We start from the raw sequence: 12,648 nt of genomic DNA, 5'->3' as shown, positions 1-12,648 counted from the left end.
GGGCCTGTCAGGAATTTTGTGTTTAAGGCATAACATGCTCCCAAGGAGAATTTATGCCTCGCAAACCGAAAGCCCAGCCGGCGGCTCTGCCGGCGATTCCGGCCGAGTTGCTTGAGCAGTTCGGCAACGGTCCGATGACGGCTGAAGCCATCAATGCCGCGACGCTGGCGCTCAAGAAGGCGCTGATCGAACGGGCACTGGGCGGCGAGATGAACCATCATCTCGGCTACCCTCCCGGTGCTGCCAAGCCGGCCAACGCCACGAATCAGCGCAACGGCAAAGGGGCCAAGACGGTTCTGACCGAAGACGGTCCGATCCGTATCGAGGTGCCGCGTGACCGCGACGGCAGCTTCGAACCCATCCTGATTCCCAAGCATGAACGGCGCTTCACGGGCTTCGACGACAAGATCGTCGCCATGTATGCCCGAGGCATGACCGTACGCGAGATCCAAGGCTTCCTGCTGGAACAGTAAGGCACTGAGGTCTCGCCCGACTTCATCAGCTCGGTCACCGACGAGGTCATGGCCGAAGTAACCGCCTGGCAGGCCCGGCCGCTCGAGCCAATGTATCCGGTCGTGTTTTTCGACGCACTGCGGGTCAAGATTCGCGAAGACGCCGTCGTGCGCAACAAGGCGGTGTACCTGGCGCTGGGTGTGCTGCCCGACGGCACGCGAGAGATCCTGGGCCTGTGGATCGAGAATACCGAGGGCGCCAAGTTCTGGATGAAGGTGTTCAATGACTTGAAGACGCGCGGCGTTCACGACATCCTGATCGCCGTCACTGACGGACTGAAGGGCATGCCCGAAGCGCTGGCAGCAGTGTTTCCGGCCACGACGCTGCAAACCTGCATCGTCCATTTGATCCGCAACAGCCTCGATTACGCCAGTTGGAAGGACCGCCGAGGACTGGCCGCCGCGATCAAACCGATCTACGCCGCCCCCAGTGCGGAAGCCGCTCAGGCCGAACTCGATGCGTTTGCGGATGGTCCGTGGGGCCAGAAATTCCCGACCGTCAGTAGCGCGTGGCGCAACGCCTGGGATCGCGTGATCCCGTTCTTTGCGTTTCCGCCGGGTGTGCGCAAGATCATCTACACGACGAACGCGATTGAAAATATCAACTCGCAGTTGCGCAAGATCATCAAGACCCGTGGTCACTTCCCGACCGACGAGGCCGCCACCAAGCTCATCTGGCTGGCCTTGCGCAACATCACCGCGAATTGGGGAAGTGCCGCGCATGACTGGAAGACGGCCATGAACCAATTCGCTATCCTTTATGCAGATCGGTTCGTCCGACCTTCCGTGTAATTGTTCCACCCGCCTTGAACACGGAAATCCTGACACTCCCTGCAGGTACGCTTCGAGCGTGTGATGACACGGCATCGTGAGCGCCTTGCCGCGTTTTTCGTACAGATGCACCTACAGTCAGTGCTGTCGCACATAGACGTCGTCGACTCGCATCGTGAGCGCTGCGCCGATCTGCGTGAACGAAAGCACCATCAACGCGATCAGCGCGCGGTCACGTAGCCCGATCGGCATCCTCACATCGACACTGTCGAGCAGTTGCCCCGCTTCGGTCGCGTCGAGCACCGTCATCTTGCCCTGCTTTGTGGTGTAGTTCGGGCCCTTCATCGGCGCAACCGGGTTGCACGACACAACGTGGCCGGTAACGCGCCAGTCGAACAGGTGACAGATCGCTGCCAAGCGCTGCTTGACGGTCGTGATCGACGATACTTTTTGCGTGAGCGAGATCGCACGTGGAATGGCGAATGAGCGCCTCCAATGCGACAACGTTGATCTGATACCGTCGATCAAACATTGCGTCATATACCACCATCGCCAAATATTCTCCGATCATTTTCTGCCTGCTGACATGGGCTACATCCCTCACATGTAGAAAGTAGCCAATTATTCAAAGACAACTTATTGAGACTGCGGACATCTTTTCTGAGAGACAACAACAAAAGCACACGCCCGCAACCCCATCCCCCTCCCCCCGTACCGGCATTCGTCAACCCATCTGTACCGGTACTGTACAGAAAACCGTCGCTAAACTGACCTCCATCCCAGTCCAGAACCGAATGGAGAATCCGCGATGGAATTCCTCACCCTCAGCGCGTTGCCCGCCGGCATGCTGTTCGCGCTCGTCACGTCGATCACACCCGGCCCGAACAACACGATGCTGCTCGCATCCGGCGTCAATTTCGGTTTCCGCCGCACCATGCCGCACCTGTTCGGCATCAGCATCGGCGTCGCGATCCTGATGCTCTGCGTCGGCTTCGGCCTCGGCGAAGCGTTCAAGCGCATGCCGCTGCTGTACACGATCCTCGAAGCCGCGAGCGTCGCGTACCTGCTGTACCTCGCGTGGCGCATCGGCACGTCGGGCGAAGTGAAGGCGCACGGCGGCAAGCCGCGCCCGATGACGTTCATCGAAGCCGCCGCGTTCCAGTGGATCAACCCGAAGGCCTGGATGATGGTGCTGACCGCCGCGACGACGGTCCGCCTGTCCGCCGACTACGGGATGAACGCCGCATGGATGGCCGTCGTGTTCATCCTGATCGGCTTCCCGTGCATCTGCCTGTGGGCCGCTTTCGGCCTCGGCCTGCGCCGCTTCCTGTCGAACCCCCGCGCGCTGCGCATGTTCAACATGACGATGGCCGTGCTGCTGATCCTGTCGCTGTATCCGCTGGTCGCGCACCTGCTGGCGTAGTGAGCGCTCACCGCGCGCCCGTTGAGATTCGCCCGATGCAGGCGTACCCTTTTGATACGGGCGCGCGCCGCCGTTTCGCCGGTTGCGCCGCTGCTGCCGGGAGAGTATCGATGAAGCCATTGCTGAGGGCGGGCGAACACATCGAGGGGATGCACTGGATCGCCGAGTATCACCCGCTCACGCACGAGATTCGCGTGCTGCGCGAGGACATCGAGATCGGTATCTACAGCGCGCCGCCGACGATGTTTGGCGAAGAGGAAGACATGGGCGCCGCGAATCTCGCCGATCATCGCAGCCGGGAGGCCGCGCTGCGCGCGTATCTGCGCGACTTCGTGAAGAAACACGACGCGGAGGAATAGCCGGCGGCCCGCCGGCCGCCGTATCGACGGGCCGGCGCATCGCACCGGCCCGCGCTTCGCTCAATGCCCGAGCGATTCGATCTTGCCTGCCGGCTGCGTCACGCCATGCGGCCGCGCCATCTGCTTGATCAGCAGCGCGACACACGCGAGCAAGCCCGCGACGGCGATTGTCGCGAACACGCCCGCGAACGAGAAATGCCGGCGCGTCAGCTCGGCGACGAGAAACGATCCCGCAATCCCGCCGAAGCGGCCGACGCCGAGCATCCACGCGACACCCGTGCCGCGCCCTTCGGTCGGATAGAACGCGGCAGCCAGCGCCGGCATCGACGATTGCGCGGTATTCATCAGCACGCCGGCCACGAACACGACCAGCACGAGCAGCCCGACGTTACCGGCCGCCTGCCCGATCGCATAGACGCTCACCGCGGTCAGCGCGTAGCACACCGCGATCACACGGTTCGCGTTGAAGCGGTCCATCAGCACGCCGCACAGCACTGCGCCGACGCCGCCGAGCGGGAACAGCGCGGAGATCAGCGTCGCGCTCTTCGGCGTCAGGCCGGCATCCTTCAACAGGATCGGCATCCAGTTGATCGACGCGTAGAAGATCACGAGGCCCATGAAGTACGCGAGCCACAGCATCACCGAGCCGACGATGTACGAGCGCGACAGCACGACGCCGAGGCCCTTGCTGCCGGTCTGCGGTGCGGCTTCGGTCATCGCGAACGAGCCGGCGTTCAGCGCATCGCGCGAGATGCGCGCGAGCGTCGCGCGAACTTTATCGACAGCGTGGTTGTTGGCGACCATGAAGCGCACCGACTCCGGCATCTTCAGCAGCAACAGCACGCCGAGCAGCAGCGGCGTCACGCCGCCGAGGATCAGCACGCTGCGCCAGCCGAAATGCGGAATCATCCATGCAGCCAGGAAACCGCCGAACGCGGCGCCGAGCGGAAAGCCGCAGAACATCAGGTTGATCACGGTCGCGCGGCGCTTGTCCGGGCAGAACTCGCCCATCATCGTGACCGCGTTCGGCATCGCCGCGCCCAGCCCGACGCCGGTGATGAAACGCAGGATCGTCAGGTGTCCGATGGTCGTCGAGAATGCGGACATCAGGCATGCGACGCCGAACAGGAATACCGAGCCGAGCAGCAGCGAGCGGCGCCCGAGCTTGTCGGACAGCGGGCCCGACACGAGCGCACCGCACGCGAGGCCGAACAGCGCGGCGCTCAGCACCGGTGCGAGATCCGGTTTGGTGAGGTTCCATTCGCCGAGCAGCGACGGCGCGATGAAGCCGATCGCAGCCGTATCGAAGCCGTCGAGCAGCACGATCACGAAACACATGAGGAATACGAGCCATTGAAAACCGCCGAACGGCTGCTCGTTGATGAAGGTCTGGACATCGACCACGGGTGCGCGATTCATCGCGAGTCTCCTGATATATAAGCGACGCGGCCTCGGAACCACGTCTTGCCCTTGTTCGCGCACCAGCCATCCGGTGCGCCGCGCGCCGATGCTCTGCCGGCGCGTTCATTCATCGTCGAGGCCCGCCAACCATCAGCGGGCCCCGACTTCAACATCGCACTACAGCCGGCACTTAACCAGCCGCATCCTGTTCCTTGAAGATCTTGTCCGCGAGATGAAACGCGGAATTCGCGGCCGGCACCCCGCAATAGATCGCGGTCTGCAGCAGCACTTCCTTGATCTCGTCACGCGTCACGCCGTTGTTGCGCGCGGCGCGCAGGTGCAGCGCCAGTTCCTCGCCGCGGTTCAGCGCCACCATCATCGCGATGGTCAGCAGGCTGCGCGTATGGCGCGGCAAGCCGTCGCGCGTCCAGATCTCGCCCCACGCATAGCGCGTGATCAGGTTCTGGAATTCGTCGGTCACCTCGGTGCGGTTCTCGAGCGAACGGTCGACGTGCGCGTCGCCGAGCACCGCGCGACGCACCTTCATCCCTGCTTCATAACGTTCCTGGTCATCCATCGCCGGTGCCTCACGCGGTCAGGAAATCGAGCAGCGCGCGGTTGAAGCCGTCGGTGCACTCGATGTTCGAAATATGCGCGGCGTCGAATTCGACGTGCTGCGCACCCGGAATCGCGGCAGCCAGCGCGCGGCCCTGATCGGGCGGCGTCGACATGTCCTTCGCGCCGGTCACGACGAGCACCGGCAGCGCGATGCCTTTCACTTCTTCGCGCAGGTCGGCCGCGTTCAGCGCGTCGCAGTTCGCCGCGTAGCCGTCCTTGTCGGTATGCACGAAAGTGTCGCGGATCGCGTCGAACAGGCGCGGCTCGCGTTCGACGAACGCGTCGGTGAACCAGCGCGGCAGCACGGCGTCGGCGAGCGCGGCCATCCCTTCGGCACGCGCCTTCTGCGCACGCGGCGCCCACACTTCCGGCGAGCCGATCTTCGCGGCGGTGTTCGACAGCACCGCGCGAACGATGCGCGACGGGAAGCGTGCGGCCAGCGCAGCCCCCGTCAGCCCGCCCATCGAGATCCCGCAGAAATGCGCGCGTGCGATGCCGACGTGGTCGAGCAGGCCGATCACGTCGCCGGCGAGCTGCTCGATCGTGTACGAACCGGCCGGCGCGTCGGAATGGCCGTGGCCGCGCGTGTCGTAGCGCAGGATGTTGAAGTGCTGCGTGAGCGGGCGGATCTGCGGCGCCCACATCTGCAGGTCGGCACCGAGCGAGTTCGAGAAGACGAGCCACGGCGCGTCGTCGCGCGCGGCACGGTCGATCCGGTAATGCAGTTTCACGCCGTTGACAGTGGCGAAAGGCATCAATGTTCTCCTGGTGATTGCGCGCCCGCATGCAGCGCGAGCACGGCGTCGACGTAGGCCTGCGCCTCGCCGACGTATTGAGCGGGATCGAGCAGCCGCGCGAGCGCGTCGCCCGACAGATGCGCCGACACGGTCGCATCGGCGGCGAGCACGTCGAACAGCGTCGCGCCCGTGCGCACGGCTTCCTTCGACGCCTGTTCGACGACGTGATGCGCGTCGAGCCGGCCGATCTTGTCGCCGAGCGCGAGCATCACCGCTTCGCCGAGAATCAGCCCGCGCGTCAGGTCGAGGTTCGCGGCCAGGCGTTCGGTGTTCACGTCGAGGCCCGCGACGATCTGCGCGATCTGCGCCAGCGCGCCGCCGGTCAGGCGCGCGAGATCGGGCAACGCATCCCACTCGGCCTGCCAGCCGCCGAGCGCGCGTTCATGTTCCTGGACCATGCCCGCGAACACGGTCGCGACGAGGTTCGGCGCACGTACGGCAGCCGTCAGCACGGCTGCGCAGCCGACCGGGTTGCGCTTGTGCGGCATCGTCGACGAGCCGCCCTTGCCGGCGGCGGCCGGCTCGCCGAGCTCGCCGACTTCGGTCTGCATCTGCAGCGACACGTCGCGCGCGATCTTGCCGAGCGTGCCCGTCAGCATCCCGAAGCAGGACGCGGCTTCCGCAATGCGGTCGCGCTGCGTGTGCCACGGCACGGCCGGCGCCGCGAGCTTCAGGTCCGCCGCCAACGCAGCCGTGACGCCGGCCGCCTGCTCGCGCAGGCTCGCGAGCGTGCCGGCCGCACCGCCGAACTGCAGCACGAGCGCACGCTCGCGCAATTCGGCGACGCGCGCGCGATGGCGCAGCAGCGCATCGAGCCATTGCGCGAATTTCAGGCCGAGCGTGATCGGCAGCGCCTGCTGCAGCCATGTGCGGCCGATCATCGGCGTCGCGCGATGCGTGCGCGCGAGCGCCGCGAGCGATGCGCATGCTTCGTCCAGCATCGGCTCGAGCACATCGAGCGTGTCGCGCAACTGCAGCACGGTGGCGGTATCGATGATGTCCTGGCTCGTCGCGCCCCAGTGCACGAACTTCGCGGCCTCGGGATCGTCGGCCTTCACCTGCGCGGTGAGCTGCTTGACGAGCGGAATCGCGAGATTGCCGCCGAGCGCCGCACCGTGCGCGAGCGCGTCGGCGTCGAGCCGGCTGGCATCGCATGCGCGTTCGATCGGCGCGACCGCGGCGGCGGGAATCACCTGCTGCGCGGCGAGCGCACGCGCGAGCGCGGCCTCGACGTCGAGCATCCGCTGGATCGTCGCGCGGGGCGACCAGATCCGGTTGAGCGGCTCGGTGCCGCAGATGAGGGAGGTCAGGCGGGCGCTGTCTTCGAGCATGGCATCAGATTGGGGAAACGGCGTGCGCCTATTGTCCACCCAAGCGTGCCGGCATGCGCGCAAGCGCACGCGCCGGCACGCCCGGGGTTCAGGCAGCGGCCTTTTGCGTCGCGTCGATCAGCGGCACGCCGGTCAGCTTCTGCAGTTCGTCGAACGACAGGTCGGTGAAGATCTCGCTCACCGCGAGGCCGTCGGCCGTCACGTCGAGCACGGCGAGATCCGTATAGATGCGGCTCACGCACTGCACGCCGGTGACCGGATACGAGCACTGCGCGACGATCTTGCTCTCGCCCTGCTTCGTCAGGTGCTCCATCATCACGAACACCTGCTTCGCGCCGATCGCGAGGTCCATCGCGCCGCCGACCGCCGGAATCGCATCGGGCGCACCCGTATGCCAGTTCGCAAGGTCGCCGGTCGCGGATACCTGGAACGCGCCGAGCACGCAGTAGTCGAGGTGGCCGCCGCGCATCATCGCGAACGAATCCGCGTGGTGGAAATACGCGCCGCCGGTGAGCAGCGTCACGTGCTGCTTGCCGGCATTGATCAGTTCGTCGTCTTCCTCGCCGGGCGCGGGCGCGGGGCCCATGCCGAGCAGGCCGTTCTCGCTGTGCAGGAAGATTTCCTTGCTCGGGTCGAGGTGGTTCGCCACCAGCGTCGGCACGCCGATACCGAGGTTCACGTACGCGCCTTCGGGGATGTCCTGGGCGACGCGCTTGGCCATTTCATCGCGGGTCAGTCGTTTCATGTCGAATTCCTCGAGGCAATCAGGCGGCTTGGGACGTGGCGTGTTCGGCGGCCAGCTCGGCCGCGTGCGCGGCCTGCGGCACCTCGACGACGCGCTGGACGAAAATGCCCGGCGTCACGATGTGTTCCGGGTTCAGCGCGCCGAGCGGCACGACTTCCGACACCTGCACGATCGCGACCTTCGCGGCGCTGGCCATGATCGGCCCGAAGTTGCGTGCCGTCTTGCGATACACGAGATTGCCCCAGCGGTCGCCCTTGTACGCCTTCACGAGCGCGAAATCGGCGTGGATCGGCGTCTCGAACACATACGGCTTGCCGTCGATCACGCGCGTTTCCTTGCCTTCCGCGAGCTTGGTGCCGTAACCCGTCGGCGTGAAGAAGCCGCCGATGCCGGCGCCCGCCGCGCGGATGCGCTCCGCGAGGTTGCCCTGCGGCACGAGCTCCAGCTCGATCTCGCCCGCGCGGTACAGTCCGTCGAATATCTGCGAGTCGCTCTGGCGCGGGAACGAGCAGATGATCTTGCGCACCTGCTTCGCCTTCAGCAGCGCCGCGAGGCCCGTCTCGCCGTTACCCGCGTTGTTGTTGACGATCGTCAGGTCGCGCGCGCCCTGTTCGATCAGCGCGTCGATCAGCTCGGACGGCATGCCTGCCGTGCCGAAGCCGCCGATCATGATTGTCGCGCCGTCGTGGATGTCGGCCACCGCCGACTGAAGCGATTCGAAAATCTTGTTGACCATGTCTCTTCCTGATACGAACCCGCGGCTCGATGCGCGGCCTGTCGAGGGGACACGCGCGTGCCGCGTGCCGCGCCGGGGCCGATGTCGATCCCGGTTTTGTTCGCTATTCGAACCTAGATTCGATTAGCGAACGATGGGCCGATCATAGAGTCGCGCACAGCGCGTTGTCAAGGCGGGTTGCCTCGGGGGCCGCTGCGTCGTCGAACGGCAAGCCGACGTAGTTTTCGGCGAGCGCCTGCGCGGCGGCCCGCGAGCGCGTCACGTATTTCAGCTCGGCAAACTTCAGGCGATTGACGAACGGCGAGTCTTCCGGCGACGAATGCAGCATGTTCGTCATGAAGTACGAGAAGTGCTCGGCGCGCCACACGCGCTCGAGGCAGGTCGCGGAATACGTGTCGAGCAGCGTCGCGTCGCCGTTGCGGTAGCGCGCACCGAGCGCGCGGGACAGCGCGCGGACGTCGGCCACCGCCAGGTTCATCCCCTTCGCGCCGGTCGGCGGCACGATGTGCGCGGCGTCACCGGCGAGGAACAGGCGCCCGTGCTGCATCGTCTCGGACACGAAGCTGCGCATCGGCGTCACGCTTTTCTGCGTGATCCGGCCCTCGGTCGGCGTCCAGCCCGTATCGTTCGAGAAGCGCGTGTGCAATTCGTCCCAGATCCGCGTGTCGGACCATTCGGTGAGGTCTTCGTCGGGCTTGCACTGCAGGTACAGGCGCGTGACCGTCGGCGAGCGCATCGAGAACAACGCGAAACCGTTGTCGTGATGCGCGTAGACGAGCTCGTCGAGAGACGGCGCCGCGTCGGCGAGGATGCCGAGCCACGCGAACGGGTAAACGCGTTCGAACGTGTTCAGCCGCTCGGCCGGAATCGTCTGGCGTGCGACGCCATGGAAGCCGTCGCAGCCGGCGATGTAGTCGCAGTCGATGCGGTCTTCGCGGCCGTCGGCATGCTTGAACGTGACGAACGGGTGCTCGCCCTCGACGTCGTGCAGCGCGACGTCGCTCACTTCGAAGTGCATCGCGTGGCCATGCTCGACGCCGGCCGCGATCAGGTCGCGCACCACTTCGTGCTGGCTGTAGACGGTAATCGCGCGCCCGCCGGTCAGCTCCGACAGGTCGATGCGGTGGCGCTGGCCCGAGAACAGCAGTTCGATACCGTGATGTTCGAGCCCTTCGCGGCGCATCCGGTCGCCGAGGCCGGCTTCGTTCAGCGTGTCGACCGTGCCCTGCTCCAGCACGCCGGCGCGGATGCGGTTCTCGCAGTATTCGCGCGAACGCGCTTCGACGAGGATGGAATCGACGCCTTGCAGGCGCAGCAGATGGGAAAGCAAAAGGCCGGACGGGCCGGCGCCGATGATGGCGACCTGGGTACGCATTGTTCGTCTCCTGAACATTGGTTCGAGTAATGGAACACATTTGAGCGCTTTCCCGACTATGCGGCAACGCGATTCAGGAGATATGTTGTATACGTTTTGGAGATACTGGCCCGGCGATGGATGCGCTCGATCTGAACCTCATTCCCTACCTCGTCGCGCTCGACGACACGCGCAACGTGAGCCGCGCGGGCGACCTGCTCGGCGTCAGCCAGCCGCGCGTGAGCACCGCGCTCGGCCGCCTGCGCGAGTACTTCGGCGATCCGCTGTTCGTGCGCACGTCGCGCGGGATGGAGCCGACGCCGCGCGCGCTCGCGCTGCTGCCGGCCGCCCGCGACGCGCTCGCGCAGATCGAGCGCGGCCTCGTCGCACCGCACGATTTCGACCCGGCCGCGAGCACACACACGTTTTCGATCGCGCTGTCGGACGTCGGCGAGATCGTGTTCCTGCCGAAGCTGCTGCAGGCGTTCGCGACGCGCGCGCCGCACGCAAACCTGCGCTCGGTCTCGCTCGCGCACGACGAAGTCGGCCGTGGCCTCGAAGCCGGTTCGATCGATCTCGCGGTGGGCTACTTCCCGGATCTCGACGGCAACAACTTCTTCCAGCAGCGCTTGTTCACGCACCGGTTCGTGTGCCTGATGCGACGCGGCCATCCGTTCGAGCAGGCGCCGCCGTTCACGGTCGAGCAATTCCTCACGTGCGGGCACGCGGTGGTGCGGGCCGAAGGCCGCAGCCAGGAAGTGCTCGAGAAATATCTCGCGAAGCAGCGCATGCAACGCCGCGCGGTGCTCGAGACACCGCACTTCATGAGCCTGCCGTTCATCCTGAGCCGCACGGACCTGATCGCGACGGTCCCGCATGCGATCGGCTACGCATATGCGGCCGAGCATGCGTTCATCGTGCCGGTCGAGCCGCCGCTGGCGCTGCCGCGCTTCGACCTGAAGCAGCACTGGCATCGCAAATATCACAACGATCCGCGCACCGCGTGGCTGCGCGGCGTCGTCGCGTCGCTGTTCAACGACGAGCAGGACGAATGGCCGAAGTGAAGTGAGTGCCGGGCCGCACACGCGCCCCGCGAAAGCATGAAACAATGCCCGGATTCCGCGCCGCCCCGGCGGCGGCATTCAATGGAGCAGATAGATGGCTAAAAAGAAGTCCGCGCGGCCCGAGCCGGCCGCATCCCGCCCGAGCCGTGAAGAAGCGGAAGACGCCGTTCGCGTGCTGTTGCGCTGGGCCGGCGACGATCCCGCGCGCGAAGGCCTGATCGACACGCCCGCACGTGTCGTGCGCGCCTATGAGCAGTTCTTCGCCGGCTATGCGCTGGAGCCGCGCGACATCCTCGCGCGCACGTTCAGCGAAGTTGACGGCTACGACGAAATGATCGTGCTGAAGGACATCCGCTTCGAGAGCTACTGCGAGCACCACATGGTGCCGATCATCGGCCGCGCGCACGTCGCCTATCTGCCGAACCATCGCGTGGTCGGCATCTCGAAGCTCGCGCGCCTCGTCGACGCGTTCGCGAAGCGCCTGCAGATCCAGGAAAAGATGACCGTCCAGATCGCCGACACGCTGTTCGACGTACTGGAGCCGAAGGGCGTCGGCGTGATCCTCGAAGCCGCGCACCAGTGCATCTCGACGCGCGGCGTGCACAAGCCGGGCGTCGAGATGGTCACGTCGCGCATGCTCGGCTCGTTCCGCACCGATCCGTCGACGCGGCGCGAATTCCTGTCGATCGTCGCGAATCCGTCTTCAGTGAACCTGACGAATACGTAATGGAGCAGACGAAGCAAGCGGCGCACGCGCCCGTCGTGCTCGTGACCGGCGCCGCGCGCCGGGCCGGGCGCGCGTTCGCCGAGTATTTCGCCGCGCACGGCTATCGCACCGCGGTGCATTACGACCGGTCAGCCGATGCCGCGCAGGCAACGTCCCGTGCGATCGCCGACCGCGGGCACGATTCGGTAGCACTGCAGGCCGACCTGTCGGATGCCGCGCAGATCACCGCGCTGATCGACCAGGTGTATGCGCGTTTCGGGCGCCTCGACGTGCTCGTCAACAACGCATCGGTGTTCTGGCAGGACCATTTCCCGAGCTTCGACCTCGCGGCGTTCGACCAGGCGTGGGCCGTCAACTGCCGCGCGCCGATCCTGCTCACGCGCGCGTTCTACGAACGGGCTCGCGCGGCCGGCGCGCAGGGTGTCGTCGTGAATGTGGTCGATCAGAAGATCAAGGAAAACTTTCACCGCGACCATTTCAGCTATACGGTCGCGAAGGCCGCGCTCGGCAACCTCACGCAGATGCTCGCGCTGTCGTCCGCGCCGGTGCTGCGCGTGAATGCGGTGTTCCCCGGGCTGATGCTGCCGAGCGACGACCAGACGCAAGCCGACTTCGAACACGCGAGCCGCGCATCGACGCCGCTCGCGCGCATCGCGGGCCCCGACGATGTCGCGAGCGCGATCCTGATGCTGACGGGCAATGCGTACAACGGCGTGGATTTCGTCGTCGATGCGGGGCAGAACCTGATCCGCGTCGACCAGGACGTGCTGTACAAGCACCGCGCGCCCGACGGCAAGCACTGACCGGTGC

General features: G+C 65.7%; 13 protein-coding genes and 1 pseudogene. 6 read left to right on the top strand and 8 right to left on the bottom strand.

What is annotated here, in order from left to right; translation table 11 throughout:
• Positions 1-53 precede the first annotated feature (53 nt).
• A pseudogene (locus CFB50_RS18265) lies at positions 54-1,304 on the top strand (IS256 family transposase).
• 117 nt (positions 1,305-1,421) lie between these two features.
• Here the strand turns inward: CFB50_RS18265 and CFB50_RS18260 are convergent.
• Positions 1,422-1,811, bottom strand: coding sequence for a hypothetical protein (locus CFB50_RS18260; protein ID WP_174948439.1), 390 nt, complete (start codon positions 1,809-1,811; stop codon positions 1,422-1,424).
• A 280-nt stretch (positions 1,812-2,091) separates the two neighbouring features.
• Between CFB50_RS18260 and CFB50_RS18255 the strand changes: the two genes are divergently transcribed.
• Entirely contained in the window at positions 2,092-2,706 is a 615-nt protein-coding gene (locus CFB50_RS18255) for a LysE family translocator (protein WP_069250406.1), read from the top strand.
• A 110-nt stretch (positions 2,707-2,816) separates the two neighbouring features.
• Positions 2,817-3,065, top strand: coding sequence for a hypothetical protein (locus CFB50_RS18250; RefSeq protein ID WP_089446783.1), 249 nt, complete (start codon positions 2,817-2,819; stop codon positions 3,063-3,065).
• Between the two features lie 60 nt (positions 3,066-3,125).
• On the opposite strand, the gene CFB50_RS18245 is transcribed toward CFB50_RS18250, so the two are convergent.
• The 7 genes from CFB50_RS18245 to pobA all read right to left on the bottom strand — a co-directional run bounded on the left by CFB50_RS18245 (position 3,126) and on the right by pobA (position 10,068).
• Positions 3,126-4,484, bottom strand: a complete 1,359-nt coding sequence (locus CFB50_RS18245) for an MFS transporter (protein WP_089446782.1) — start codon at positions 4,482-4,484, stop codon at positions 3,126-3,128.
• 172 nt (positions 4,485-4,656) lie between these two features.
• Complete coding sequence (gene pcaC / locus CFB50_RS18240; RefSeq protein WP_034206288.1) at positions 4,657-5,043, bottom strand: 4-carboxymuconolactone decarboxylase; 387 nt, start codon at positions 5,041-5,043, stop codon at positions 4,657-4,659.
• Positions 5,044-5,053: 10 nt separating this feature from the next.
• Positions 5,054-5,839, bottom strand: coding sequence for a 3-oxoadipate enol-lactonase (gene pcaD, locus CFB50_RS18235; protein WP_039344475.1), 786 nt, complete (start codon positions 5,837-5,839; stop codon positions 5,054-5,056).
• Positions 5,839-7,212 carry a 3-carboxy-cis,cis-muconate cycloisomerase gene (locus CFB50_RS18230; protein ID WP_089446781.1) on the bottom strand — a complete coding sequence of 458 codons (1,374 nt, stop codon included), beginning with the start codon at positions 7,210-7,212 and terminating at the stop codon, positions 5,839-5,841. The genes pcaD and CFB50_RS18230 overlap by 1 nt, the downstream gene beginning before the upstream one ends.
• Before the next feature lie 88 nt (positions 7,213-7,300).
• Positions 7,301-7,957 carry a CoA transferase subunit B gene (locus tag CFB50_RS18225; protein WP_034189746.1) on the bottom strand — a complete coding sequence of 219 codons (657 nt, stop codon included), beginning with the start codon at positions 7,955-7,957 and terminating at the stop codon, positions 7,301-7,303.
• 19 nt (positions 7,958-7,976) lie between these two features.
• The gene (locus tag CFB50_RS18220) at positions 7,977-8,693 is read right to left on the bottom strand and encodes a 3-oxoacid CoA-transferase subunit A (RefSeq protein WP_069250401.1); all 717 of its coding nucleotides are present in this window, start codon (positions 8,691-8,693) and stop codon (positions 7,977-7,979) included.
• A 142-nt stretch (positions 8,694-8,835) separates the two neighbouring features.
• Positions 8,836-10,068 (bottom strand): 4-hydroxybenzoate 3-monooxygenase, encoded by a 1,233-nt coding sequence (gene pobA, locus CFB50_RS18215; protein WP_089446780.1) that lies wholly within the window; start codon positions 10,066-10,068, stop codon positions 8,836-8,838.
• A gap of 116 nt (positions 10,069-10,184) precedes the next feature.
• Here pobA and CFB50_RS18210 point away from each other — a divergent pair, with 116 nt between their 5' ends.
• From CFB50_RS18210 to CFB50_RS18200, 3 genes are all read left to right on the top strand, one after another.
• On the top strand, positions 10,185-11,111 hold the full coding sequence (locus tag CFB50_RS18210) for a LysR family transcriptional regulator (RefSeq protein ID WP_069250399.1): 927 nt from the start codon (positions 10,185-10,187) through the stop codon (positions 11,109-11,111).
• 94 nt (positions 11,112-11,205) lie between these two features.
• Positions 11,206-11,838: a GTP cyclohydrolase I FolE gene (gene folE / locus CFB50_RS18205; RefSeq protein ID WP_069250398.1), complete on the top strand. Its 633-nt coding sequence runs from the start codon at positions 11,206-11,208 to the stop codon at positions 11,836-11,838.
• Positions 11,838-12,641: an SDR family oxidoreductase gene (locus CFB50_RS18200; RefSeq protein WP_069250397.1), complete on the top strand. Its 804-nt coding sequence runs from the start codon at positions 11,838-11,840 to the stop codon at positions 12,639-12,641. Before folE ends, CFB50_RS18200 begins: the two co-directional genes overlap by 1 nt.
• Positions 12,642-12,648 lie beyond the last annotated feature (7 nt).

It is taken from the genome of Burkholderia sp. AU33423, assembly GCF_002223135.1.
In the GTDB taxonomy this organism is placed as follows: Bacteria; Pseudomonadota; Gammaproteobacteria; order Burkholderiales; family Burkholderiaceae; genus Burkholderia; species Burkholderia lata_D.
The sequence above is the reverse complement of the archived record's forward strand: the minus strand, read 5'-3'. Positions and strand labels throughout refer to the sequence as shown.